This is a genomic window from Streptomyces sp. NPDC088745 (assembly GCF_044751045.1).
Lineage (GTDB): Bacteria > Actinomycetota > Actinomycetes > Streptomycetales > Streptomycetaceae > Streptomyces > Streptomyces cremeus.
In genome coordinates this window covers 250,994-277,459 of sequence record NZ_JBIVLB010000011.1, presented here as the reverse complement: position 1 = coordinate 277,459, position 26,466 = coordinate 250,994, and the positions used below count along the sequence as shown (strand labels likewise).

At 74.1% G+C, this 26,466-nt stretch carries 17 protein-coding genes; 7 read left to right on the top strand and 10 right to left on the bottom strand.

Annotated elements, in window-relative coordinates:
- The first annotated feature begins 305 nt into the window (after positions 1-305).
- The 6 genes from ACIP93_RS26865 to ACIP93_RS26840 all read left to right on the top strand — a co-directional run bounded on the left by ACIP93_RS26865 (position 306) and on the right by ACIP93_RS26840 (position 9,799).
- Entirely contained in the window at positions 306-3,596 is a 3,291-nt protein-coding gene (locus tag ACIP93_RS26865; protein WP_401762369.1) for an SCO5717 family growth-regulating ATPase, read from the top strand.
- A 240-nt stretch (positions 3,597-3,836) separates the two neighbouring features.
- The gene (locus ACIP93_RS26860; protein ID WP_401762367.1) at positions 3,837-5,738 is read left to right on the top strand and encodes an ABC transporter substrate-binding protein; all 1,902 of its coding nucleotides are present in this window, start codon (positions 3,837-3,839) and stop codon (positions 5,736-5,738) included.
- Between the two features lie 77 nt (positions 5,739-5,815).
- Positions 5,816-6,895 carry an ABC transporter permease gene (locus tag ACIP93_RS26855; protein WP_401762364.1) on the top strand — a complete coding sequence of 360 codons (1,080 nt, stop codon included), beginning with the start codon at positions 5,816-5,818 and terminating at the stop codon, positions 6,893-6,895.
- The gene (locus ACIP93_RS26850; RefSeq protein ID WP_345220138.1) at positions 6,892-7,803 is read left to right on the top strand and encodes an ABC transporter permease; all 912 of its coding nucleotides are present in this window, start codon (positions 6,892-6,894) and stop codon (positions 7,801-7,803) included. The genes ACIP93_RS26855 and ACIP93_RS26850 overlap by 4 nt, the downstream gene beginning before the upstream one ends.
- On the top strand, positions 7,800-8,789 hold the full coding sequence (locus tag ACIP93_RS26845; RefSeq protein WP_401762362.1) for an ABC transporter ATP-binding protein: 990 nt from the start codon (positions 7,800-7,802) through the stop codon (positions 8,787-8,789). The genes ACIP93_RS26850 and ACIP93_RS26845 overlap by 4 nt, the downstream gene beginning before the upstream one ends.
- On the top strand, positions 8,786-9,799 hold the full coding sequence (locus ACIP93_RS26840; RefSeq protein ID WP_401762359.1) for an oligopeptide/dipeptide ABC transporter ATP-binding protein: 1,014 nt from the start codon (positions 8,786-8,788) through the stop codon (positions 9,797-9,799). Before ACIP93_RS26845 ends, ACIP93_RS26840 begins: the two co-directional genes overlap by 4 nt.
- Positions 9,800-9,842: 43 nt before the next feature.
- Here the strand turns inward: ACIP93_RS26840 and ACIP93_RS26835 are convergent, their stop codons facing one another.
- From ACIP93_RS26835 to ACIP93_RS26825, 3 genes are all read right to left on the bottom strand, one after another.
- Positions 9,843-11,351 (bottom strand): ABC transporter substrate-binding protein, encoded by a 1,509-nt coding sequence (locus tag ACIP93_RS26835; protein WP_401762356.1) that lies wholly within the window; start codon positions 11,349-11,351, stop codon positions 9,843-9,845.
- Positions 11,345-13,444, bottom strand: coding sequence for a hypothetical protein (locus ACIP93_RS26830; protein WP_401762354.1), 2,100 nt, complete (start codon positions 13,442-13,444; stop codon positions 11,345-11,347). Before ACIP93_RS26830 ends, ACIP93_RS26835 begins: the two co-directional genes overlap by 7 nt.
- A 141-nt stretch (positions 13,445-13,585) precedes the next feature.
- Positions 13,586-13,789 carry a CsbD family protein gene (locus ACIP93_RS26825; RefSeq protein ID WP_345220133.1) on the bottom strand — a complete coding sequence of 68 codons (204 nt, stop codon included), beginning with the start codon at positions 13,787-13,789 and terminating at the stop codon, positions 13,586-13,588.
- A 172-nt stretch (positions 13,790-13,961) separates the two neighbouring features.
- Here ACIP93_RS26825 and ACIP93_RS26820 point away from each other — a divergent pair, with 172 nt between their 5' ends.
- Positions 13,962-15,869, top strand: coding sequence for a flavin monoamine oxidase family protein (locus ACIP93_RS26820; protein ID WP_401762351.1), 1,908 nt, complete (start codon positions 13,962-13,964; stop codon positions 15,867-15,869).
- A 63-nt stretch (positions 15,870-15,932) separates the two neighbouring features.
- On the opposite strand, the gene ACIP93_RS26815 is transcribed toward ACIP93_RS26820, so the two are convergent.
- From ACIP93_RS26815 to ACIP93_RS26785, 7 genes are all read right to left on the bottom strand, one after another.
- Entirely contained in the window at positions 15,933-16,880 is a 948-nt protein-coding gene (locus tag ACIP93_RS26815) for a bifunctional riboflavin kinase/FAD synthetase (protein ID WP_345220131.1), read from the bottom strand.
- Between the two features lie 188 nt (positions 16,881-17,068).
- On the bottom strand, positions 17,069-20,713 hold the full coding sequence (locus tag ACIP93_RS26810) for a serine protease (protein ID WP_401762349.1): 3,645 nt from the start codon (positions 20,711-20,713) through the stop codon (positions 17,069-17,071).
- A gap of 230 nt (positions 20,714-20,943) precedes the next feature.
- The gene (gene truB / locus ACIP93_RS26805; protein ID WP_345220129.1) at positions 20,944-21,846 is read right to left on the bottom strand and encodes a tRNA pseudouridine(55) synthase TruB; all 903 of its coding nucleotides are present in this window, start codon (positions 21,844-21,846) and stop codon (positions 20,944-20,946) included.
- Positions 21,843-22,292 (bottom strand): 30S ribosome-binding factor RbfA, encoded by a 450-nt coding sequence (gene rbfA / locus ACIP93_RS26800; RefSeq protein WP_345220128.1) that lies wholly within the window; start codon positions 22,290-22,292, stop codon positions 21,843-21,845. Before rbfA ends, truB begins: the two co-directional genes overlap by 4 nt.
- 26 nt (positions 22,293-22,318) lie before the next feature.
- Positions 22,319-22,612 (bottom strand): DUF503 domain-containing protein, encoded by a 294-nt coding sequence (locus ACIP93_RS26795; protein ID WP_345220155.1) that lies wholly within the window; start codon positions 22,610-22,612, stop codon positions 22,319-22,321.
- Positions 22,613-22,770: 158 nt separating this feature from the next.
- Complete coding sequence (gene infB / locus ACIP93_RS26790; RefSeq protein ID WP_380837812.1) at positions 22,771-25,908, bottom strand: translation initiation factor IF-2; 3,138 nt, start codon at positions 25,906-25,908, stop codon at positions 22,771-22,773.
- 155 nt (positions 25,909-26,063) lie between these two features.
- Complete coding sequence (locus tag ACIP93_RS26785) at positions 26,064-26,354, bottom strand: YlxR family protein (RefSeq protein ID WP_345220127.1); 291 nt, start codon at positions 26,352-26,354, stop codon at positions 26,064-26,066.
- Between the last annotated feature and the right edge of the window lie 112 nt (positions 26,355-26,466).

Below are 26,466 nucleotides of genomic sequence, written 5' to 3'. Positions count from 1 at the left end.
ATGTCGAGTTGCGGCCGATTTGGTGGTCACGGAGTGGTGCCGCCGGGTCACGCGTGGGCGTCAAGTGGCGGCGGGGGCGCGGTTCGTCGGGTGAGCGGGCCTGCCGTACGGGCAGGGGCGACGACTAGGCTGACGCACGGGCCCGGCAGGCGCTCCCGTTCCGCAGGCGCGGAGTGGGCCGCGGACCGGCCGCGCCCCCGTACGACGGCAGGACACGGGGAAGCGCCGAGCGGATCGGACGACGGAAGCGGTCACCCCACCCAGCACACACGGCACCAGGGTGCTCGACCACAGCAGGAGGCAATGTGAACAGCGAGCGGGACGAGATCCGCGAGGGCTGGAACGTGCCCGTCAGCCCGCCCGTCGAGGAGTCGCCCGACGCGGAGGCCGAGCGGGCCGACCGGACGGGCGAGTTCACCATCGACTACACCCCGCCCGCCTGGTACACGCAGAACGCGGACGCGTCGGACGCGTCGGGTGCGCGTTCCGGTTCCGGGGAGGAGCCGGCGGCGGGTGCGGTGGCCGAGCCCTTCGGGGGCGGGGACCTGGAGAGCAACGCGACCATGCGCTTCTCCCCCGCCGCGCTCAAGCGGGAACTGGCCGAGCGTGACGCCGCCGAGGACACGTCCGCGGAGGACGGCGGGGAGGCCGCAGGTGACGGTGCCGACGGGAGCCGCGGCGCGGATGTGGACGCCGGGCACGATGCGGCAACTTCCTTGACTGGCAAGGGCGTTGGCGGCGACGACGCGATCCTGAACGAGGCCCCGGCCGAGTCCGGCACCGACTCCGTCGAGCCCCGTGATTCCGTCCCGCACGGCTTCCCCTCCGACGACGCCGCCGGTACGGACACCGCCGGGCGCGACAAGGAGTACGAGGCCGAGGACGACGCCGTGGCCGACGCGCCCGCCGGCCTGGTCGCGGACGCGGGCACGGGCGGCGGTACGGACGGCGGTACGGGCAACAGCGCGGACGGCGGTACGGACGCCGGTGCCGACGCCCGGACGGACGACGGCGCGGACGAGCCCGAGGACGGCATCACCGACGCCGTTCCGGAGGACCGGCCCGCCCTCCCCGCGGACGAGCCGCAGGACACCCCGCCCTCGGGGGAACCCGCCCTCCAGCCCTGGACCCCGCCCGCTCCCGCGCAGAGCAGCGGCCTGCCGCCGCTTCCGCCGTCCTTCCGGCCCGCGGCGCCCACCGCCGCCCCGCAGTGGCCCGCCCCCGCGCAGGCCCCGGCCCCCGCGCCGTCCGCCTGGCCGACGCCCGCGCCGTCGAGCGAGTCGTCGGGCCAGCGGGCGCAGGTGTCGTCCGGCTTCCCGGAGGACGCCGCCATTCCGCAGCAGCCGGGAGGGTACGGGTTCCCGCAGCCCGAGGCCGCCGACCCGGCTGCGCAGCAGGGCGGCCACCCCGTCCCGCAGCCGCCTGCGGCGGAACCCTTCGCACTGCAATCGCCCGCCCCGCAGCCGCCCACGGCGGAACCCTTCGCACCGCAATCGCCCGCCCCGCAGCCGCCCGCCCCGGAGCTTCCGGGTCCGGGGGCGCAGCAGCCGTCCGCCGCGCTTCCGCCGCAGAGCGGGCACGCCGAACCGGTGTTCGGCACGCAGCCTCCCCAGGCCGCCGCGCCGGCTCCCGCTCCGTCGGCACCGCAGGGCGGGTACGGGTTCCCGCAGCCCGGCGCCGCGCCCGCTTCGGCGGCAGCCGGCACTCCCGGTACGCCCGAGCCCGTGCAGCCGCCTGCCCAGCCCGGTACGCCCGAGCCCGTGCAGCCGCCCGCGGCCCCGAGTGCGCCGCAGCCTCCCTTCGCCGTGCCGGGTGCCGCTCCCGCCGCCCATGAGGTGCCCGGCGGTTACGGCTTCCCGCAGCCCGGCGCCCCCGCCCAGGGCGGCTACGGCTTCCCCCAGCCGGAAGCGCCCCAGGCACAGGCGCAGGCACCGGCACAGCCCGCAGCCCCGCAGGCCCCGGTCGACCCCCGTACCGGTGCGGCCTGGCCCGTCGCGCCCGATCCGCGTCAGGCCGCGAACCCCGGGGCGCCCCTCGGGTACACCGCCGCCGTCGAGCTGTCCTCCGAGCGGCTACTGCGCAACAACAAGCAGAAGCCCAAGAGCAGCCGCAACCCCTCCGTCGGGTCCCGCTTCAAGTTCGGCGGCAAGAAGGAGGAGGCCGAGCGGCTGCGCAGGCTGGAGCTGATCCGCACCCCGGTGCTCTCCTGCTACCGCATCGCGGTGATCTCCCTCAAGGGCGGCGTCGGCAAGACCACCACGACGACCGCCCTGGGCGCGACCCTCGCCACCGAGCGCCAGGACAAGATCCTCGCCATCGACGCCAACCCGGACGCCGGCACGCTCGGCCGCCGCGTGCGGCGCGAGACCGGGGCGACGATCCGCGACCTCGTCCAGGCGATCCCGTACCTCAACAGCTACATGGACATCCGGCGGTTCACCTCGCAGGCCCCCTCCGGCCTGGAGATCATCGCCAACGACGTCGACCCGGCCGTCTCCACGGCCTTCAACGACGAGGACTACCGGCGCGCGATCGACGTGCTCGGCAAGCAGTACCCGATCATCCTGACGGACTCGGGCACGGGTCTGCTCTACAGCGCGATGCGCGGAGTCCTCGACCTGGCCGACCAGTTGATCATCATCTCGACGCCTTCGGTGGACGGCGCCAGCAGCGCGTCGACCACGCTGGACTGGCTGTCGGCGCACGGGTACGCGGAGCTGGTGCAGCGTTCGCTGACCGTCATCTCGGGGGTGCGCGAGACCGGGAAGATGGTCAAGGTGGACGACATCGTGCAGCACTTCGAGCAGCGCTGCCGGGGCGTGGTCGTGGTGCCGTTCGACGAGCACCTCGCGGCGGGCGCGGAGGTCGACCTCGACATGATGCGGCCGAAGACGCGCGACGCGTACTTCCACCTGTCGTCGCTGGTCGCGGAGGACTTCGTACGGGCACAGCAGGCGCAGGGGCTGTGGACGGCGGACGGCAACCCGCCGCCGCACCTGGCCCCGCCGATGCCGGGCGTGCAGGTGCCCGGGCAGGTCCCGGGGCAGGCGCCCGGCCCCTACCAGCAGCCGTACGCCGCCCAGCCGCAGTCGGGACAGCCCGCCCAGCCGGGGCAGCCCGCCCACCCGGGGCAGCCGCAGCCGGGCCAGCAGTGGCAGCAGCCCCTCCCCGCCCAGCAGCCCTACCCCGGCGAGCAGGCGGGGCAGCCCGGCCACCAGCCCGGCCAACCTGCCCAGCCCCAGCCCCAGCCCCTCCCGGGCCAGCAGCCGCAGCCCGCGCAGCCGTGGCAGCAGCCCCAGTCCCCCGGTGGCTGGCAGCAGCCTCCGGCACCGGGCGCGCAGGCTCCCGTGCCGCAGGGTCAGTTCGCGCAGGGGCAGCAGCAGTTCGCGGCACCGAACCAACCGGCCCACCCGGCCCCGGGGCAGTCGGCGACCCCGGGGTACCCGGCCCCGGGACAGCCTGCGTACCCCGCCGCCCAGCCGCTTCCCGGTCAGGTGCCCGCGCCCGGTGAGCAGCCGCGGCCCGACTTCGCCTCGGACGGTTCCGTACCGCCCGCCGGGTGGCCCCAGCAGCCGCCTTCGGCCCCTCAGCAGTAGGGCGTCAAGGGTATAGACCAATGAGGGCCCGCCGTACGGTCGCACGACGACCGCGCGGCGGGCCCTCCGGCGTTCCACGGCCGCCCGCCCGAAGACCCCGAACGGGCTATTCCCGCAGCCCACGCGGCAGTTGACACGCCGTTGACACGTCCGGAACGGCGCTGGTAGACCTGCGCCACACCACTCCGCCCACCCGAGAATCGCCCACACAGGATCAGTGACGACGCGAGGGCTCCCGCCATGGACACTCAGGGCACCACGACCGGCAGCACCCCCCACACCCCGCCACCGCACCCCGCCCGTCCCCGGGCCGCCCGCCGTCTCGCGGCGGCCGGAGCCGCCGTCTTCGCCCTGCTGGCCACGGCCGCGACCCCGCTGCCCCCGGCGGCGGCCCCACCGGAAGCACCGGCCAAGGTCCGGGCCGCAGCCCCCGAGCGGTCCCTCACCATCGCCGTCGCGCAGAGCGTGGACTCGCTCAGCCCGTTCCTGGCCACCCGGCTCGTCAGTACGACGATTCACCGGCTCGTGTACGAGTACCTGACGAATTACGACGCCAAGGACGCCCGTACGATCCCGGCCCTGGCCACCGCCTGGAAGTCCTCGCCGGACAAGCTGACGTGGACGTACACCGTCCGCGACGACTCGACGTGGACGGACGGCAGGCGGGCGACCGCCGAGGACGCCGCCTGGACCTTCAACAAGATGATGACGGACGAGGGCGCCGCCTCCGCGAACGGCAGTTTCACCGCCAACTTCAAGAAGGTCACCGCCCCCGACCCGCGGACCCTGGTCGTGGAGCTGAAGAAGCCGCAGGCCACGATGACGGCGCTGGACGTGCCGATCGTGCCCAAGCACGTGTGGGAGAAGGTCGGCGACCTCTCGAAGTTCAACAACGACAAGGCGTTTCCCGTCGTCGGGAACGGGCCGTACGTCATCACCGGCTACAAGCCCGACCAGTACGTGAAGCTGAAGGCCAACAAGAGCTTCTGGCGGGGCGCGCCGAAGTTCGACGAGCTGACGATGAAGTACTACAAGGACGGTGACGCGGCCGTCGCCGCGCTGCGCCGGGGCGAGGTCGGCTTCGTGCAGGGCCTGACTCCCGCGCAGGCCGCGTCCCTGAAGTCCGAGCCGGACATCAAGGTCAACGACGCGCCGGGCCGCCGCTTCTTCGCGCTGGCGACCAACCCGGGCGCGCGGGACAGGACGGGCAGGAAGTTCGGCGACGGGCACCCGGCGCTGCTCGACCCGGCCGTGCGCAGGGCCCTGTTCCAGGCCGTCGACCGCAGGGCGATCGTCGACAAGGTCTTCCGGGGGCACGCGGTGGAGGGCCAGGGCTACCTCCCGCCGCGCTTCGCCGACTACCACTGGAAGCCGCCCGCCGGACAGCGGATCGACTACGACCCGGCCGCCGCCGCCAGGACGCTCGACGACGCCGGGTACAGGAAGAACGCGGACGGCAAGCGCGTCGGCAAGGACGGCAGGCCGCTCGACTTCCGCATCCTGTGCCACGCCACCGACCCGAACGACAAGGCGGTCGGCAAGTACCTCACCGAGTGGTGGGGCGAACTCGGCATCGGGCTGAAGGTCGAGTGCCTGGACAGCGTCTCGGACCGCTGGCTGGCCGGCGAGTACGACCTCGCCTTCGACGGGTACTCGGTCAACCCCGACCCCGACTACGTCCTGTCGATCCACACCTGCGCGGCGCTGCCCGCCACGCCCGACGCGTCCGGCCAGACCGACAACTTCATCTGCGACAAGCAGTTCGACGACCTCTACGGCCGGCAGACCGTCGAGTACGACAAGGCCAGGCGCGCCGACCTCGTGAAGCGGATGCAGTCGCGGCTCTACGACACCGGGTACATGAACGTGCTGGTGTACCCGAACGCGGTGGAGGCGTACCGCACGGACCAGATCGCGTCGATCACGACGATGCCGGCGGCGGGCGGCAACATCTGGGGCCAGGACGGCTACTGGAGCTGGTGGTCGGCGGAACCGGCGGCGGCGTCCGGTGACGCGTCCGGCCGGGGCTCCGGGCCGTCGCCCGCCGTGTGGATCGTCGTCGGGGCCGCGGTGCTGATGGTCTTCGCGATCGTCTTCGTCGTCGTCCGTCGCCGCGGCACCACGGCGGAGGACCGCGAGTAGGGCTCGCCCCGGACCCCCTTCCCCGACAGAACCGGGAGCACCCCCATGAACACCCGCACATCCGCGAGCCGCGCCGCATGACCGCGGCGAGCTCCCCCGCCGTGGTGCGGGAGCCCGACGGCGGCCCGGTGAGGTCCGGCCCCTCCCGGGGCGTCCTGGCGCGCGCCGCCGCCGGGCCGAGGACGGCGTATCTGCTGTACGTGGCGGGGAAGCTGGGCGGCGCGGCCGTCTCGATCCTCGCCGTGCTCGTCACCAGCTTCTTCCTCTTCCGGATCATCCCGGGCGACCCGGTGAAGGCCATGACGCGCAACCGGGCGGTGTCGCCGGAACAACTGGCCCTGCTGCGCAGGCAGTTCGGTCTCGACGCGCCGGTGTGGCAGCAGTTCACCGACTACTGCGGCAAGGCGCTCACCGGCGATCTCGGGATCTCGTACCAGTTCCACGCGCCCGTGGGCGAGCTGATCGCGGAGAGGTTCCCGGCGACGCTGCTGCTGACGGGGGTCGCCGTGGTGCTCTACTCGGCGCTGGGACTGTGGCTGGGCACCCGGTCGGCGTGGCGGCACGGGCAGCTCGGCGACAGGCTGAACACCGGGGTCGCGCTGACGCTGTGGTCGGTGCCGTCGTTCTGGCTCGGGCTGCTGCTGATCATCGTGTTCTCGGTGGGGATCGGGCCGATTCCGGGCCTGTTCCCGACCGGGGGCATGGAATCGGGTTCCGCGACGGGCTTCGCGCACGTGCTGGACGTGGCGCACCACATGGTGCTGCCGGTGCTCACCCTCGTCGCGGTCGGGTACGCGCAGACGCTGCTGGTGATGCGTTCCTCGCTGCTCGACGAGATGGGCAGCGACTACCTGACGACGGCGCGCGCGAAGGGGCTGCGGGACGCGCTGGTGCGCCGCAGGCACGCCGTGCCGAACGCCCTGCTGCCGACCGTCACCATGGTGTTCATCAACCTGGGGCACGTGGCGGCGGGCTCCATCCTGGTGGAGTCGGTGTTCTCCTGGCCGGGGCTCGGCGGGCTGTTCTACCAGGCGATCCCGGTGCCCGATCTGCCGCTGATCCAGGGGCTGTTCGTGGTGTTCGCGGGGGCGATGATCCTGATGAACCTCCTCGCGGACCTCCTCTATCCGCTGCTCGATCCCCGGGTGGGCCGATGACGACCGAATCCGCGCCCGCACCGCCGGGCTCCCTCGCCTGGCAGCGCCGCCGGACGTCCGCGGCCCGCTTCTGGCGGCAGTATCGCTCGCACCGGGCGGGTCTGTACGGGCTGGCCGCGCTGGTGCTGATCGCCGCCACGGCGCTGGCCGCGCCGCTGCTCGTGGGCGGCGACGTGCAGGACGTCACCGGGGCGCCCGGAAGGCCGCTGGAGTCCCCCAGCTCCCGCTTCCCGCTCGGCACCGACCAGTACGGCCGCCCGCTGCTCGGGCTGCTGCTGCACGGGGCGCGGATCTCGCTGGCGGTGGGGCTGATGGCGGCGGTGCTGTCGGTGGCGATCGGGACGCTGGTGGGAATCCTGGCCGGGCACTTCGGCGGCTGGTTCTCGACCGTCGTCATGCGGGTCACGGACTGGTTCCTGGTGATGCCCGCCCTGGTGCTGGCGATCGTGCTGGCGACGGTCCTCTCGCAGAGCGTCTGGACGGTGGTGCTGGCGATCGGCGTGACGTCCTGGCCGACCACCGCCCGGCTCGTACGGGCCCAGACGCTCGCCGTCGAGTCGCGGCCGTACATCGAACGCGCCCAGGCGCTGGGCGGCGGCCACGCCCACATCATGGCCCGGCACGTCCTGCCCAACGTCATGCCGCTGGTCCTCGCCCAGACCACCCTGCTCATCTCCGCCGCGATCCTCACCGAGGCCACGCTCGCCTTCCTGGGCCTCGGCGACCCCAACGTCGTCTCGTGGGGCGGCATGCTCCAGGAGGCGCGGGAGACGGGCGCGGTGTCGTCGGGCCACTGGTGGTACCTGGCCCCGCCGGGGCTGGCCATCGCGGTGGTCGCGCTCGCCTTCACGCTGTGCGGGCGCGCGGTGGAGTCCGTACTCAACCCGAAGCTGGGGACGAGCCGTTGAACAGCACCGCACCCGTCCTGGAACTCCGGAATCTGCACGTCCGGTACGGCCCGGACGTGCACGCCGTCCGGGGCGTCGACCTCACCCTCGCCGCGGGCCGGAAGCTGGGGGTGGCGGGCGAGTCCGGCTGCGGCAAGTCGACCCTCGCCCTGGCCCTGCTGCGTCTGCTGCCCGCCTCCGCGCACCTGACCGGCGAGATCCTCCTGGACGGCGAGGACGTCCTGACCATGAAGTGGGGGCGGCTGCGGGCCGTCCGCTGGGCGGGCGCCTCGATCGTCTTCCAGGGGGCGATGCACTCCCTGAACGCCGTGCACCGCATCGGCGACCAGATCGCCGAACCCCTCCTGGTGCACGGCCGGGCCACCCCGGCCGCCGCCCGCAGGCGCGCGGCGGCCCTGCTGGAGCAGGTGGGCCTGCCCGCCGCCCGCGCCGACGCCTACCCCCACGAACTGTCCGGCGGCCAGCGCCAGCGCGTGATGATCGCGATGTCGCTGGCCTGCGACCCGCACCTGATCGTCGCCGACGAGCCGACGACCGCACTGGACGTGATGATCCAGGCCCAGATCCTGCGCCTGATCGAGCGCCTGGTGGCCGACCAGGACATCTCGCTCCTCATGATCAGCCACGACCTGGCGGTCCTCGCCGACACCTGCGACCGGCTCGCGGTGATGTACGCGGGCCGGGTGGTCGAGGAGGGTCCCGCCGCCACGGTCCACACCGCGGCCCGGCACCCGTACGCCCAGGCCCTGTCGGCGGCCTTCCCCCGCATCGGCGACCCGGCGTCCCGCCGCGCCCCGCGCGGCCTGCCGGGCGACCCGCCGGACCCGTCGCGGCTCCCCTCCGGCTGCACCTTCCACCCGCGCTGCCCGGTGGCTCTCGCCTCCTGCGCGCAGCAGGACCAGCCCCTGCGCGAGGCCGCGCCCGGCCACCACGCGGCGTGCGTCCACGTCTCCTCCGCGACCCCCCAGGGAGTCCCCGCCCCATGACCACCGCAGAAACCCCCGCCCCCGGAGCCCCCCTGCTCGCCTCGCGGGGCCTGCACGTCACCTTCCCCGGCCGGCGGGGGGCGCCTGCCGCGCGGGCGGTCGACGGGGTGGACCTGGAGCTGGCCCCCGGCGAGATCGTCGCCCTCGTCGGCGAGTCGGGGTGCGGCAAGACCACCCTGGCGCGGGCCCTGCTCGGGCTGGTGCGGCCCACCGGCGGGGAGGTCCGCTTCGGCGGCCGGGCGCTGGACCACCGGGCGCGCGGCCTCAAGGCGTACCGCAAGCGCGTGCAGCTCGTCCTCCAGGACCCGAGCGGGTCGCTCAACCCCCGGCACACGGTGTACGACGCGGTCGCCGAGGGGCTGCGCATCCACCGTCACCCGGGCGACGAGCGCGCGGCGGTGGCCGAGGCGCTCTCCCGGGCCGGTCTGCGTCCGCCCGAGCGGTTCTTCCTGCGCTACCCGCACGAGCTGTCCGGCGGGCAGCGCCAGCGCGTCGTCATCGCCGGGGCCCTGGTCCTGGGACCCGAGCTCATCGTGGCGGACGAGCCGGTGGCGTCCCTGGACGCGTCCGTGCGGGGCGAGATCCTGGCCCTGCTCCTCGGGCTGCGCGACGAGCTGGGCCTGTCCGCCCTGGTGGTGACGCACGACCTCGGCCTGGCCTGGAACATCGCGGACCGGGTGGCGGTCATGTACCTCGGCCGGATCGTGGAGACGGGGCCCGTGGAGGACGTGCTGACGCGTCCTCAGCACCCTTATACGCAGGCCCTGCTGTCCGTCCTGCCGGAGGCCGGCGGCGAGCCCGTCGTGCTGGGCGGGGAGCCCCCGGACCCGTCCCGCATCCCGTCCGGCTGCCGCTTCCACGCGCGCTGCCAGGTCCTCGCCTCCGGGCAGGCGGATGCGGCGGGCGTCGCGGACCGGTGCCGCACGCAGGAGCTCGCGGTCCTGCCCGCCGACGCGGAGGCCCCGCAGGTGGCGTGCCACTGGGCGGCGGCCTGCCGGGAGGACCGGTAGGGGGTTCCGCGCAGGGACGCGTCACCGCGTCACCGGCCCTGGGTCACGGGCGCACCACCTCCAGGAACGTGTACTCCCCCGACGGCCGCATCTCCACCAGCGGCAGCGGCTTGTCCTGCGGGTCGCCGCGCGGCAGGAACCGGATCGGGCCGGAGACCCCGGGAACCGCGTTGGTGCCGCTGATCTGGAGCATCATCTGCCGCACCGCCCCCGCTTCCACCCTGTCGCGGCCGGCGGTCCTGATCGCGACGCCCATGGTGAAGAGGGCGTCATGGCCGGTGATGCCCTGCCCGTTGGACAACTGGTCGGCGCCGCGTCCGGTCAGCTTGTGGTAGCGCTTCTGGAAGTCGGGGAAGGGGTCGTCCTTGCCGCCCGGGTACCCCTCGGCCCACAGGCCGGGATGGGCGAGCGCCGTGAAGCGCACCGTCGTACGGCTCTCGCGCCACCGCTCGGCGAACCGCTCGCGGTCCTCCGCCGACCAGTCCGCGTCGTCCAGGCTGTCCGCGTCGTCGCCGGTGTAGACCGTCACCGCGCAGCGGCGCCCCGCCGCCGCCATCGCCTCGACGAACTCGCGCAGTTGCCGCCCCCGGCCCGCGAAGTACAGGGCCTGGGTCCGGTCCTGGCAGACCTTGTCCGCGATGGCGGAGAAGGCGCCCCGGGTGCCGGGCTCGGACGAGTCGTACGCGAGCCCCAGCTCGCGCAGCCGCAGCCCCTGGGCGCCGGCGGCACGGGTGAAGCCCTCGTGCAGGGACGTCGCGTAGAGGTCGTCCGGGTTGCGGTCGCGGATCACCGCCACCCGACGGCCGGATTCCTTGTCCTGCTCGCGGCGGAGGTGCTTCGCGATCGCCGACGCCTGGTCCTTGTTCGGCGGGACCACGCGGAAGAAGCCGGGTTCGGCTTCGCTGGTGAAGTCGTCCGCGGTGATGGTGGAGCCGATGAGCGGCAGCCCGGCGTCCCGCAGTCTGTCGATGGCCTTCTTCGTGGTCTCCAGGGACTGGCCGAAGCCCGCGACGCCGACCAGCCGGTGCTCGTCGTCGCCCTTCATCGCGATCAGGTCCCGGGTGAGCGGTTCCCAGTGCTCGGCCCCGGTCCCGGGATTGGCCAGCAGCAGCTTGATCTGCGGCTCCTCGCCGCGCCCGCCCTCGGCGTGCCGGTTCAGGGCGTGCTGGGCCAGATGGGCGCCCTCCAGCTCCTGGCGGACCGACCCGCGTCCCTTGTCCCCTGCCGCCAGGGTCATGGGCTGCAGGTAGGCGACGGACACCCAGGGCTTGCCCGACTTCTCGACGTTGCGGTTCTCGGCGTGGATGAGGCGGGTGATGTCCTCCAGGTACGCGTCGAAGACGTACGCGCCGTCGGTGACGCCCACGCACTCGCCGTCGGCCTCCGCCACCCCCTCCGCGCACTTGTCGAAGTGCTCGTAGAAGCTGCCCGGCAACGTGCTGAGGAACAGCCACCACGCCGTGGCGAGCAGCAGGAGCAGGCCGAGTCCCCAGAGCAGGAGGCGCTTCCGGAGCGGCGGCGGGGGCGGGCGGTTGGGCAGCGGGTTCACCATGGTCGGCTCTCCGGACGGTAGAGCATGGCCCGCCGCTGCAGGACGCCCATCGGGTGGGCGGTGAGTCCCTGGCCGAGCAGTGCCATGAGCTGCGTGTGGATCGTGTCGTGCAGTTCTGCCCTCGGGTCACCGAGCGGGTCCGACCACAGGTGGGCGTACGGATCGCTCTCCGGGTGCAGGGTCAGCCGCCCCGCGACGAGCAGCCGGGCGATCGGCCGCTGCGGATCGGGGACGCCCGGTGTCACGCGGTCGTCGAGGAGCTCGTACTCCTCCTGGGCGGTGCGTTCCACGGTGCCGGGCACCCAGCGGCGCGGGGCCCGCTGGACCCAGGACAGCAGCCGGCACCACTTCTCGACGGCGAGGGTTCCGGCCGCCACCCGCCGGAACTGCTCGTGCAGGTACGCGGCCGCCCCGGCGACGTCGTCCATGGCCAGCCGGTGGTAGGCGACCTCCAGGGCCGCCCGGTCCCGCACCCCGGCCTCCACCCCGGAACCGGCGGCGCGCTCCTGCGCCGCGTCGCGCAGCGCCCGGTGGGCGCCGTTCCAGCCGGCCGGATCGTCGTCGTCGGTGGCCGGGTGGCGGGCGAGCAGCCGCAGTTGGAGGAGGCGTACGACATCGGGCAGCACCGTCTCGGTCTCGCCGTCGACGTCGCGGGGCTCGCAGAACAGGTCGTCGATCCCCAGCGTGCCGATCCGGTTGCGCAGTTGCTCCCCGGCGGTGCCCAGCCACAGCTTCGGGGCGGCGACGGCCCGCCCCGGGGTGAACGCGGCCGCCGTGCGCGGCAGCAGCCACCGCACGTTCCCGGCGTCGGCCACCAGTCCGGCGAGCGCCGGGCCGACGAACCTCTGCTCCCCGGGGGCGAACAGGCGCCGCAGCCGGGTCTCCAGGGGCTCGTCGTCGTCGAACTCCTCCAGTCTCTCCAGGACCGCGGAGGTCGCCTGCGGATGCCCCCGGAGCAGTTCGTGCAGCAGCCGGCCCATCCAGTGGCCCGGCCGGGGAACGCCCCGGGTGGCGGCGGGCGACAGCCGCGCCAGTACGGGCCGGCACAGGTCCAGCACCTCGTCCCGGGCGAGGGGGCGCAGTTGGGCGGCGAGCAGTTCGCCGAAGCCGTGTCTGCGCAGGTGCAGCGGAGCGAGGCGGCCGGGGCCGGCCTCCTCCTCCTCGTCCTCGCCCGCCCAGCCGGCGAGATAGCGGCCCGGCGCGGGCTCGCCGCGTTCCAGCCGGGTCAGCACGCCGATCCTGCTGCGGGCGGTGGCCACCACGAGCAGCGGATCGGGCCGGTCGGACGCGCTCCTGACGGCCGCCAGCCGGGTCAGGAAGGCGTCCGCCGCGCCGCCCTCGCTGTCCGCGTCGTCGAGCAGCAGGACGCAGCGCAGCGTGCGGTTCTGGTCGCCGTACGCCTGCCGCAGATCGCCGAGCAGTGCGCCGACCAGCAGTTCCTCGACCTGTTCCCGGTGGCGTGCGGAGCCGTGCCGGAAGCGGTTGTTGAGCCGGACGAGGAAGTCGGCGGACCGTTCGGAGCGCTCCTCGTCGGAGGCCTTCGCGGCCTTGCGGATGAGCCGGTCGGTGCGGTGCAGCGCCACGGCCTTCTCCATGCCGCGGGCCAGCGGCACCACGCCCATCACGTAGCCGGGCATCCCGGTCGCCGCGCCCAGCGTCTCCACCAGGGCGTCGAGCACGGGCCGGTAGCGCCACGGGGCGCGTCCGGCGTCCAGGGCCTGGCGCAGTTGCTGGACGGCGCGTTCCCGCTGGGTGGGGTCCAGGTCGGCGGCGAGCGCCAGCGCGAGGGTGGCGAACGCCCCCAGCGGAAGCCGGGGCACCTGCGGCTTGGCCTCGTGGAGCTGGAAGGCGGCGCGGGCCAGCAGGCCCGCCACCGTCTGGTTCTCGGCGTCGAGCCCGGTGAGGTCCAGGTGCGCGAAGGGCGCGTACCGCACCTGCTGGGCGAGTTCGTCGAGCAGGACGGACTTGCCGCTCCCCCGCCCCCCGAGCAGCAGCAGCGGAGGAGGCGGCCCGAGCAGTGCGCCCGGCTCGCGGACGGAGTGCTCCGTGAGCCAGGCGAGCACCGCCCGGTCGCGTCGGGACGGCAGGGCCATGACACCCCCGATGATCGGCCTGGGACACAAAGGAATCCCCAAATCACCTACAGCACAAGGGTGTTGAAGAAGATCGTTTCCCCGTCGGACACGGCAGAGGGCCCCGGTGCGCACACCGGGGCCCTCTCCGCGCGTCCTGCCTCAGGCGTCGTCGTCCTTCTTGCCGGTGAGGGAGTCCTTGATGCCCTGGACCTTGCCCTTGGCCTTGTTCCCCAGTTCCTCGGCCTTCGCCTTGAGCTGGTCGGTCTGGCCCTCGCTCTCCAGCCGGTCGTTGCCGGTGGCCTGGCCGCCCACTTCCTTGGCCTTGCCCTTGAGCTTGTCAACAGTGCTTTCGGCGTCGGTCACGGTCTCGCCTTTCCCAGGGGTACGGGGATGTCGGAACGCCCCCCACGTTGCCGCAGGTCGCCGCGGCCCGCATGTCGAGCCGGAGCACCCCGTTGGGCGATACGGGTGAACGGCCGCACCCGTTCGGGTGTTCCCGGCCCCCTCCACCGCCCCGCCCCGGATCGTGTGAGGCGTGAACACACCACCTTCGCGGCGTACGGTCATCGCCGCCACCGGCACCGCCGCCCTCGCCGCCGGCCTCGCCCTGCCCACTCCCTCCGGCGCCCTCCCCGCCGCCCCCGCCGGCCCCCTCCCCGCCGCCGCTCCCGTCCCCCGTGACGTCTGCCGGGCCGTGGCCCGCGCCGTCCTCGTGCTGGACGGCGACAACCAGCCCCTGGTGCCCCGCTACACCCGCATCCTGTCCGGCGAGGGCCTGCCCCGCAGCCGCCGCGCGCCGAAGAAGGTGCTGGTCGTCGGCGCGGGCCCGGCCGGCATGACCGCGGCCCTCCTGCTGAAGCGGGCCGGGCACCGGGTCACCGTGATCGAGGCCAACGGCAACCGGGTCGGCGGCCGGGTGAAGACCTTCCGCACCGGCGGCCACGAGGGGGCCGAGCAGCCGTTCGCGGACCCCAAGCAGTACGCCGAGGCCGGCGCGATGCGCATCCCGGGCAGCCACCCGCTGGTCACCGCCCTCCTGGAAGCCCTGGGCCTGGAGCGCCGCCGGTTCCACCTCGTCGACGTGGACCCCCTGGGCAGGCCGGCCCTGCGCACCTGGATCTGCGCCAACGGGATGCGCGTGCGCCGCGCCGACTACCGCGAGGACCCGCGCCCCCTCAACCGCTCCTTCGGCGTCCCGGCCCGCTTCGAGTCCGTACCGGCGTCCCAGATCCTGCGCGACTCCTTCAGACCCGTGCACGCGCTCATCGAGGGCAAGCAGGGCGAGGCGCTGGTCGAGGGCTGGGCGACCGTGCTGGAGCGGTACGGGCACCACTCGATGCACCGCTTCCTGACCGAGGAGGCCCGGCTCGACGCCGCCACGATCGACCTGGTCGGCACGGTCGAGAACGTCACCTCTCGCCTGGGCCTCGCCTTCGTCCACAGCTTCCTGTCGGCGGCGCTGATCAGCCCGGACACCGCGTTCTACGAACTGCCGGGCGGCTCGGGCACCTTCGCAGACGCCCTCTACGCGCGGGTGCGGGACTCGGTGCGGCTCGACCGCCGGGCGGTGCGCGTCGAGCACGGCGAGCGCGGGGTGAGCGTGCACACCGTCTCCGAGGGCCGCGACGGGGCCGCCGTCGAGCAGGAGACCTTCCACGGCGACGAGGTCGTCCTCACCGTCCCCTTCAGCGGTCTGCGCCACGTGACCTTCACGCCCGCCCTCCCGTACCGCAAGCGGCGCGCGATCACCGAGCTGCACTACGACTCGGCGACCAAGGTCCTGCTCGAATTCTCCCTCCGGTGGTGGGAGTTCTCCGAGGCCGACTGGAAGCGCGAGCTGGACGCGGTGCGCCCGGGGCTGTACGAGGAGTACCGGCGCGGCAGGGCGCCCGCCGACGGCTCCCTGCTGGGCGCCCACCCCTCGGTGCCGGAGGGGCACATCTCGCCGAGCCAGCGCGTGCACTACGCGGCGCACCGGGCCGCGCAGCCCGAGCAGCCGGAGGCGGCACAGGTCATCGGCGGCGGCTCCGCCACGGACAACCCCAACCGCTTCATGTACGCGCCCTCCCACCCGGTCCCGGGCAGCCCGGGCGGTGTGCTGCTCGCCTCCTACAGCTGGGCCGACGACGCGCTGAAGTGGGACTGCTTCGACGACGCGGAGCGCTACCCGCGGGCGCTGGGCGGCGTGCAGGACGTGTACGGGCAGCGGATCGAGGTGTTCTACACGGGCGTCGGCAGAACGCAGTCCTGGATGCGCGACCCGTACGCGTACGGCGAGGCGTCCGTGCTCCTGCCCGGCCAGCACACCGAGCTCCTCCCCGACATCCCCACCGCCGCGGGCCGCCTGCACTTCGCGGGCTGCCACACGTCCGTCAAGCCCGCGTGGATCGAGGGGGCGCTGGAGTCGGCGGTACGGGTGGCGCTGGAGGTGCACACGGGGTGAGACGCACGGGGCCGCCCGGATTCCGAGAGGATTCCGGGCGGCCCCTTCGCGCCGTACCGCTGCCTACTCGGCGTCCGCCGTCAGCGACCGCGCCTGCTTCACGTCGTCCGCGATGGCCTCCAGCAGCCCGTCGAGCGACTCGAACTTCGCCATGCCGCGCACGTACGCCAGGAACTCGACGGCCACGTGCATCCCGTACAGGTCCAGCCCGACCCGGTCGATGGCGTACGCCTCCACCGTCCGCTTCTTGCCCTCGAACTGCGGGTTCGTCCCGACCGAGATCGCCGCGGGCATCCGCTCGCCGTCGGCGGTCAGCCAGCCCGCGTACACGCCGTCGGCGGGGACGGCGGTGTGCGGCAGCGTCTCGACGTTGGCGGTCGGGTAGCCCAGCTCGCGCCCGCGCTGCTCGCCGCGCACGACGACGCCCTCCACCGCGTGCGGGCGGCCCAGGATCTCGGCGGCGCCCGCCACGTCCCCCTCGGCCACCAGCCGCCGCGCCAGCGTGGAGGAGAACGGCTCGCCGCCGCCCGCCGTGCCGCTCACGAACAGGTCCACGACCTCGACCTCGTAGTCGTACGTCGGCCCCAGCTCGGCCAGGAACTCCACGTTCCCGGCGGCCCGGTGCCCGAACCGGAAGTTCGGCCCCTCGACGACGCGTCGCGCGTGCAGCTTGTCGACCAGCACCTTCACCACGAAGTCGGCCGGGCTGAGCTTCGAGAACTCGGTCGTGAAAGGGAGGATCAGCAGCGCGTCGACGCCCAGCTCCGCCATCAGCTCGGCGCGCCGGTGGTGCGGGGCCAGCAGCGGCGGGTGGCTGCCCGGCCGGACGACCTCGCTCGGGTGCGGGTCGAAGGTCACGACGACCGACCGCACGCCCAGCTCGCGGGCGCGCTCGACGGCCCGCCCGATGATCAACTGGTGCCCGCGGTGCACGCCGTCGTAGGAGCCGATGGTGACGACGCTGCGTCCCCAGTCCTGGGGAATGTCCTCCAAGCCGCGCCAGCGCTGCACTGTGACCGCTCCTCGTGTACGTCTCTGGTACGTGATGGTGACTGCCCGGGGATCCGGGCGACCCCCTGAACATGCTCTTACGCAGGTCTAAGACTGCCATGCCGGGCCTCGGCCCCCCGCATCGGTGTCCCGGCGCCCGCGCGGACGGCCGCGCCCGGACGCGGGCCGGGCCGCGGGGCCCTCCGGGGTCAGACTCCGGACAGGCTCGACTCCGCCAGCAGTCCCACCATCCGCCGCGAACTCGGCCCCACCATCGCCGCCCACTCCCCCGGCGCCCCCTCCAGCCACCCCGCCACCAGCCGGGCGAACCCCGGCACATCGCGGGCCAGCGCCACCAGCCGCCGGTCGAAGCAGGACGCCCCCTGCGGCGTGCGGACCAGCAGCCCGGCCGTCCGCCGCACCAGCTCCCGCGTCCGCGCCGCCCCCCGCGCGTCCGCCCCGAGCGCCGCCGCCCGCAGCACGGCGTCGAGCACCGCGCAGTCCCCGGCGTGCGCCGGGTCGTCGCGCAGGTGCTCCTCGTACTCCAGGAGCACGTCGAGGAGTTCGGCCCGCAGCGGTCCCGACACCGGTGTCCCGGGCGCCGCGAGCACCGGGGCCAGCGCGCTGCGCACCGCACAGGGACCGCTCCGCAGCATCCCGCTGACCAGCGGAAACAGCTCGGCCCGCACGTCGGGCCCGCTCTCCAGGCGCGCGTCGACGTACGCGGCGGCGTGCCCGGCCCCCTCCGGCCGGTGCGCCACGTACTCCGCGACCAGGGCCGCGGCGCGGCGGGCCGGCGCGGGCGCGTGCACGTCGGCGAGCGCCTCCAGCACCTCCCCGGCCCGGGGCCCGGCCCCGTGCAGGGCGGTCCGGAGCGCGGCGAGCACCGGCTCGGGGTGTGTGTCCAGCGCGCTGACCAGAGCCCTCGCCGGAACCTTCGGCTCCCCCAGCACGAAAGCGGCCACCGCGCGCGGCAGGAACCGCGACCGCGACAGCGGATCGCGCACGAGGAGCGCGAGCGCGGCGCCGTGCAGGCCGAGGTCGCCGCCCCGGGCGAGCAGGGCCAGCGCGGCGAACCGGAGCAGCTCCCGGTCGGCGCCGCTCGTGGCGTGCCCGGCGACCACCCCCGCGTACGAGGCCGCGGCGACCCTGCGCTCGGCGCGCTCGTCGTGCGCCCACCGGTCGACGGCCCGGCACAGGGCGGCGGGTTCGTCGGCGGCGAGGACGTGCAGCAGTTCGTCGGCGCGCGGATGCCCGGCCTGGACGAGCGTCTCCACGAGGTCGTCCAGGGCGAGCCCCCGATGGGTGTGCAGGAGGGCCTGGGCGACCTCGGCGACGGTGAGCCGGGCGCCGCCGGGCAGACGGCGGTCGTCGTCGAACCAGGCGCAGAGCAGGACCTGTACGCGGCGGACGTCGGCGACCAGGACGCGGGCGACGGCGTCGAGGTGGCGGGGCGCGCTCGGGCTCTCCGGCGGCCCGTCCGCCGGGACCAGGACACGCAGCAGGTCGACCCGTTCGGCCTGGTCGACGCCGAGCCGCTCCCAGAACCAGGGGCCGAACCGGGCGAAGCCGCCGAGCCCGTGCGGGCCGCCCGCCCGGAGGGAGCGGGCGGTGAGCGTCTCGGCCAGCTCCCTGAGGACGGGCCGGTAGGGGGCCAGGTCGGGGACGCGCAGGAGGGTCTCGCCCAGCAGCCGGGAGGCCCACCAGTGGGCGTCCTCGCTGTCGAGGACGTCCAGGGCGTGGATCAACTCCCGGAGCTGCCGCGTGAGGTGCTCGGGCCCCAGGTGCCGCTCCAGCAGGAGCACGGCTTCGACGACGGGCCCGATCCGGTGCCGGGGAACGGGGAGGACCCGGGGGGCCTCGGCGGGGTCCCCCGCGTCCGGCGGGGACGGCCCGACGGGGGCGGCGTGAGCCCCCGGGGCTCCGTGGGCGCCCCTCCCCGCCCCTGACCCGAAGCGCCCGGCGCGCGGCCGGCCGTCCGGCTGCGGTTCGTGCCGGGGCTGCGCCCCGGCCCCCGGCACGGGCCGCGCCCGCGCGTCCTCATCTGCCGGAGGGGCCGCCGGAGGGGCCGCGTTCCACACCAGCCCCTCCACCGCCTCCCCCAGGTCCAGGTGCGCGCCCTGCACCCAGTCCGCCACCTCCTCGTGGGCGAAGCGGTAGCCCGCGCCGGCGGGGACCAGGACGCCCTCCGTGAGGATCGCGGAGGCCCAGCCCGTGCGCCACGGGAAGATCTCCTCGAAGGAGACCCGGTCCAGCTCGCCCTGGCCCGGCCCCAGGCAGCGGCGGGCCGCCTCGTGGACCCGGCCGGAGACCTCCGCCGCCAGCCGGCGCACCGCCGCGCCCCGCACGGCCGGGCGCCGGGCGGCGGCCACCCGTACCGCCACCCGCAAGCACATCAGCGCCAGGTGCGCCTCGAACACCTCCTCCCTGGTCGGGCACCCGGGCGCGTCGCCCTGCGGGACCGCCGCCCGCACCTCCGCCAGCAGCCGCAGGGTGAGCGGATGACGGGCGTCGGCCCCGCGCAGGGCCCCGGCCCCGATCCCGTACCGTTCGCGGGCGTGCACCGCCTCCTGCGGGGAGAAGTCGCCGAGGGGAACGGCGGCGGCCCCCGGATACAGCTCCCGCGCCTGCTCCCAGTGCTCCGGGCGGCACCCCACCACCAGCCGTGCCCGGTTCTCCCGCAGCCAGTGCGCCGTGCCGGAGGTCCATTCCGGGAGCCGGTGGGCGAGGACCGGCGGCATCTCCTCCGGGCCGTCGAGGAGGACGAGCAGGGGGCGGCCCGCGTCGGCCGCCAGCCGGGCCACGCGCTCGGGCGTGGCGACGGACATGTCGCCGGGGGTCCCCGACGCCGCGACGATCCGGCCCGCCCGGGCCAGCACCCGGCCGACCGCCTCCGCGACCGAAGCGTCCCCGGCGCGCAGATCGGCCCCGCGCAGCCAGACGGTGGGGGCGGGTTCGGGACCGCGGGCGCGGCGGGCGGCGAGGGCGCGCAGTTCGGTGGTGCGGCCGGTGCCCGGGGTGCCGACGAGCCCCAGGACGTACGCCTCCCCGCTCGTGAAGGACTCGAACTCCCGGCGCGGGCAGGCCCGTTCCACCGGGTCGTGCCAGTCGGCAGGCCCGCCCGCCGGACCGACCGAGGTGCCGGTGAGCTGCAAGGCCCCCGCCAGGTTGAGGTCCTCGCCGTACGCGGGCACGGTCGCCGCGTTCCGCCGCAGCAGCTCGTCCAGCGGCCCCGCGCCCCCGCCGCCGAGCGGCACGGCGAACCCGGCGGCCCGGTGGGCCTGCGCGGCGTCCGCCGGCCGTACGGAGCGGAGCGCCTGGGGAAGCAGTGACGTGCAGAGGACCGCGAGGACCGCGCCGGTCTCCGCGTCCAGCACCGGCCCGCCCGCCGCCGTCCCGCCCAGCCGCAGCGCGTCGCTGCCCGCGGTGCCCATCGCCAGTTCCATCGCGGAGTCCAGCAGGTGGAAGCGGTCGGTCGCCGTGTACGTCACCGGGGCCGCCCCCAGCACCCGCGCCTGACGCCAGCCCCCGGCCGCCAGCCGTACGTACGTCCCGGCGGCGACCTTCCGCCGCCCGGTCACCGGCAGCGGGCGCACGTCGAGCCCCGAGGTGCGCACGAGGGCGAGCCCGTGCTCCGGGAGGGAGGTGATGGCGTCGTGCTCGGCCAGACAGGTGCGGTCGCCGGGGGCGTGCAGCACCAGCCGGGTGAGGCCGTCGACGGCCTCGTGGCTGGTGACGACCGTGCCCAGGTCGTCGGCGACGAAGCCGGTGCCGCGCGGCCGTCCGGCCAGGTCGCAGATCCGTACCAGCACCGTGGCCGGAACCGGGTCCGGCCGCGTCACGTCCGCCGCCATAAAGGAACACCCCCTGCCCACGACCGTAGACAGAGGATGATCAGCGGCAGAAGGACGTCTGCCGAAAGCGCCCCCGCTCACTCCCCGCATTCACTCCGAGCGCCCGCCCATCGGGGTGAATCGGCCGTCCGAAACGGACAGACCCCAGGACAGAGGGGGAAGCGGGAGGGGACCGTGGAGCGGACGGCGCGTCGTCCGCCCGCTCCACGATGTCGTGCCGCGCGCGGCTCTCAGCCGAACACGGCCAGGCTCTTGGCCTTGCCCTTCTGGTCCTCGACCAGCGCGAGGAACCGCCCGTCGGGGCCGTACACGGCCACCGGGTTGCGCTCGTGCGCGGGCATGTCGATCCGTACGCCGTTCATGATCAGTCCGGCGCGCTTCTCGTCCACCTCCCAGCGCGGGAAGGCGGCCGCCGCCGCGTCCGCGATCGGCATGACGGCCAGCGACTCCTGGTGCGCCTCCAGGGTGCGGGCCGCGTCCAGTCCGTACGGGCCCACCCGGGTGCGCCGCAGCGCCGTGAGGTGTCCGCCGACGCCGAGCCCGGCGCCGAGGTCGCGCGCGAGGGCGCGGATGTACGTGCCCGAGGAGCAGACGACGGAGACGACCAGGTCGACGACCGGGGTGCCGTCCTCCGCGACCGCCGGGCGCACGTCGTACACCTGGAAGGAGGAGACGGTCACCGGACGGGCCGGGATCTCGAAGTCCTCGCCCTCGCGGGCCCGCTTGTACGAGCGCTTGCCGTCGATCTTGATGGCGCTGACCTTGGACGGCACCTGCATGATGTCGCCGGACAGCGCGGCGACGCCCGCGTCGATGCCCTCGCGGGTGACGGCGGAGGCGTCGGTGGAGGTGATGACGTCGCCCTCGGCGTCGTCGGTGAGGGTGTCCTGGCCGAGCCGGATGGTGCCCAGGTACTCCTTCTCGGTCAGCGCGAGGTGGCCGAGGAGCTTGGTCGCCTTCTCGACGCCGAGGACCAGGACCCCCGTCGCCATCGGGTCGAGCGTGCCGGCGTGGCCGACGCGGCGGGTCCTGGCGATCCCGCGCATCTTGGCGACGACGTCGTGCGAAGTGAAACCGGACGGCTTGTCGACAATGACAAGACCGTCCGGAGTCTTCGTTACTGCGTTGCTCATGCGGTGGCGTCGTCCTCGTCGTCGTCACCGGGCTTCTTGTACGGGTCGGCCTCGCCGGCGTACTGCGCGCCGGAGGAGGTCTCGCGCACCTTGGCGTCGGTGGCCCGCGCCTTGTCGAGGAGGTCCTCGATGGTCTTGGCGTTCTCCGGCAGGGCGTCCGCCACGAAGGTCAGGGTCGGCGTGAACTTGGTGCCCGCCGCCTGCCCGACCGCGGAGCGCAGGACGCCCTTGGCGCTCTGCAGCCCCGCCGCGGCGTTGGCCCGGTCCTCGTCGTCGCCGTACACCGTGTAGAAGACCGTGGCCTCCCGCAGGTCACCGGTGACGCGGGTGTCCGTGATCGTCACGTGCGTCCCCAGACGCGGGTCCTTGACCCCGCGCAGGAGCTTCTCGGCGACGACCTGCTGAATGAGGTCCGCCAGCTTCTTCGCCCGAGCGTTGTCGGCCACTGGTCCTTCTCCTTGTGTGTTCTTGCTCAGTCTTCGTCACTGTGCAGCCGCCGTCGTACCGACAGCAACTCCACTTCGGGCCGGGCGGCGACCAGGCGCTCGCACCGGTCCAGTACGTCTGTGAGGTGCCCCGTGTCGCCGGACACCGCCGCGACCCCGATCTCGGCCCGGCGGTGGAGGTCCTGATCCCCCACCTCCGCCACGCTGACCGCGAACCTGCGGTGCAGCTCGGCGACGATCGGCCGGACGACGGAGCGTTTCTCCTTCAGCGACCGCACGTCGCCGAGCAGGAGGTCGAAGGACAGCGTCCCCACATACATGTGTGTCCGGATGTCCCGCCGGTTCGGGTTCATGTGCCGCTGCCACTGCTTGGCAGGGACACCAGAACCGTACACGCAACGGCCGGGGCCGCTCGACGGAAATAATCTCCGCCGAGCGGCCCCGACTCCTCACTGCTTGCGGTGCTTGCTGCGGGGCCTCAGCCGCGCGGCTTCTCCCGCATCTCGTACGTCGCGATGACGTCGTCGATCTTGATGTCGTTGAAGTTCCCGAGGTTGATACCGCCCTCGAAGCCTTCGCGGATCTCGGTGACGTCGTCCTTGAAGCGGCGCAGGCCCTGGATGTTGAGGTCCTCGGCCACGACCTTGCCGTCGCGGATGAGGCGCGCCTTGGTGTTGCGCTTGACCTCGCCGGAGCGGATGAGGACACCCGCGATGTTGCCGAGCTTGGACGAGCGGAAGATCTCGCGGATCTCCGCGGTACCGAGCTCGACCTCCTCGTACTCCGGCTTGAGCATGCCCTTGAGCGCTGCTTCGATCTCCTCGATGGCCTGGTAGATCACCGAGTAGTAGCGGACGTCGACGCCCTCGCGCTCGGCCATCTGCTGAGCACGGCCGGCCGCACGGACGTTGAATCCGATGACGATGGCGTCGGAACCCGTCGCCAGGTCGATGTCGGACTCGGTGACCGCACCCACACCGCGGTGCAGGACGCGGATGTCGACCTCGTCGGAGACGTCGAGCGCCAGCAGCGAGGCTTCGAGGGCCTCGACCGAACCGGACGCGTCACCCTTGATGATGATGTTGAGGTCCTGCACGAGACCGGCCTTGAGGGCCTCGTCCAGGTTCTCCAGGGAGAACCGGACGCCACGGCGGGCGAACGCCGCGTTCCGCTCACGGGCGGCACGCTTCTCGGCGATCTGCCGGGCCGTGCGGTCCTCCTCGACGACGAGGAAGTTGTCGCCGGCGCCGGGGACGTTGGTGAGACCCAGCACCAGGACGGGGGTCGAGGGACCCGCTTCCTGCACGTTGTTGCCGTTGTCGTCGAGCATGGCGCGCACGCGGCCGTAGGCGTCGCCCGCGACCATCGTGTCGCCGACGCGCAGCGTTCCGCGCTGGACGAGGACGGTGGCGACGGCGCCGCGGCCCTTGTCGAGGTGGGCCTCGATGGCGATGCCCTGCGCGTCCATCTCGGCGTTCGCCCGGAGGTCGAGCGAAGCGTCCGCGGTCAGGATGACCGCTTCCAGCAGGGCCTCGATGTTGAGGCTCTGACGGGCCGAGATGTCGACGAACATCGTGTCGCCGCCGTACTCCTCCGCCACCAGACCGAACTCGGTGAGCTGGCCGCGCACCTTGGTCGGGTCCGCGCCCTCGACGTCGATCTTGTTGACCGCGACGACGATCGGGACACCGGCGGCCTTGGCGTGGTTGAGCGCCTCGACCGTCTGCGGCATGACACCGTCGTTGGCCGCGACCACGAGGATCGCGATGTCGGTGGACTTCGCACCACGGGCACGCATGGCGGTGAACGCCTCGTGACCGGGGGTGTCGATGAAGGTGATGGCGCGCTCTTCGCCGTTGACCTCGGTGGCGACCTGGTACGCACCGATGTGCTGCGTGATGCCGCCGGCCTCGCCCGCGACGACGTTCGTCTTGCGGATGGCGTCGAGCAGTCGGGTCTTTCCGTGGTCGACGTGACCCATGACGGTCACGACCGGCGGACGGGAGACGAGCATGTCCTCGCCGCCCTCGTCCTCGCCGAACTCGATGTCGAAGGACTCGAGGAGCTCGCGGTCCTCCTCCTCCGGGCTGACGATCTCGAGGACGAAGTTCATCTCGTCCGCGAGCAGCCTCAGCGTCTCGTCGGAGACGGACTGCGTGGCGGTGACCATCTCGCCGAGGTTCATCATCACGCCGACGAGCGACGCCGGGTTGGCGTTGATCTTCTCGGCGAAGTCGGTGAGCGAGGCACCGCGCGACAGGCGGACGGTCTGTCCGTTGCCGCGGGGCAGCATCACGCCGCCCACGGACGGGGCCTGCATGGCCTCGTACTCCTGGCGCCTCTGACGCTTCGACTTGCGACCGCGACGGGCGGGACCGCCCGGACGGCCGAACGCACCCTGCGTGCCGCCACGGGCACCCGGGCCGCCGGGACGACCGCCGAAGCCGGGACGGCCACCGCCGCCGCCACCGGGACGGCCGGCGAAGCCGCCGCCGCCACCACCGGGACCGGCCGGACGACCGGCGAAGCCGCCGCCGCCGCCACCCGGACGACCGGCGAAGCCGCCGCCGCCACCGGGGCGACCGCCGCCGCCACCCGGACGGCCCGCGCCGCCACCGGGACCGCGACCGCCGCCACCGGGACCGCCACCAGGACGGGGACCGGCAGCCGGACGCTGCGGCATCATGCCCGGGTTCGGACGGTTGCCCGAAGGGGCGCCGCCCGGACGCGGCGCGCCGCCCTGCGGGCGGGGCATGCCACCGGGGGTCGGACGGCCCGCGCCGCCCTGGCCGCCCTGGGGACGCGGAGCGCCGCCGGGACCGCCCTGCGGACGCGGGGCGCCACCGGGCGCACCGGGGCCGCCGGCCGGACGCGGGGCGTTGCCGCCGGGACGGGGCGCCTGGGGGCGCGCCATGCCGGTGGAACCGCCCGAGGTGAAGGGGTTGTTGCCGGGACGGGGGCCCGAGGGACGGGCACCGGGGCGCGGGGCGCCCTGACCGGCGGGGCGTGCGGGGCGGTCGCCGCCGCGCTCGCCGCCACGGCCGCCCTGACCGCCGTCACGCTGGCCGGCCGCGGGGGCCGGACGCGCGGGGGCGGGACGGGGACCGGGGGTGGCGCCCGCGGGACGCGGGGCCTGCTGCTGCGGGGCCTGCGGCTGCGCGGGGGCAGGCGCGGAGAACTCGGCCTGCGGCACCGGGGTGACCGGGGCCGGCTTGGCCGGTGCGGGCTTGGGACCCGGGCGCGGGCCGGCAGCGGCCGGGCTCGCGGAGGCCGCGGGCTTGGGGGCCTCGGCGGCGGCCGGCTTGGGGGCCGGTGCGCCGGGCTTGGGGGCGCCGGGACGGGGAGCCGTCGGGGCTCCCGGGCCGGCGGGGGCGGCCGCGGACGGCGCCGCGGGCCTGGCAGGCGTCGCCTTGCGGGGCGCGCCGGGCTTCGCTGCGGACTTGCCGGCGTTGCCGCCGGGGCCCTGCAGTGCGTCAGTCAACTTGCGTACAACCGGCGCCTCGATCGTCGAGGACGCCGAACGGACGAATTCACCAAGTTCTTGGAGCTTGGCCATGACGACCTTGCTCTCAACACCGAACTCCTTGGCGAGTTCGTATACCCGGACCTTAGCCACTTCGCTCCTTTTAGGTCCGGGTTGAACGCCGGACCGTCGCTACTTCATGGGCGTACTCATCGCGTACTCATCGAGTGCTCATCGCAATCTCGACCTACTTCCAACTCGCGAGGTACCTGACCGCACGGGGACCCGTGCCGTTCGTTTGTTGCGTCTTACGATGTCGCCTGCTCGACGCACCGCGCCACGTATTTCTCCAGCGACGCGGTGTCGAGCGGCCCCTGGCCCCGAAAGGCCCGGGGGAACGCCCGGCGGCGGACCGCCAGGTCGTAACAGGCAGCGGCGGGGTGCACGTAGGCACCCCGGCCGGGCAGCGTACCGCGAGGATCGGGGACACACTCACCCTCGATCATCACGATGCGCAGCAAATCGCTCTTGGCCGCTCGCTCCCGGCAACCCACACAGGTTCGCTCAGGGCATGCGCCGGTATGCGTTTGGCCAGACACGACTAAGTCTACCTCCCCGCACCGACCTCACCCCTCTGGGGCAAGAATCGAAAGCGCGCTCGTACAAGATCGGGCCTGAAACCGATGTGACCCGGGTCTCACCCGGGCTCAC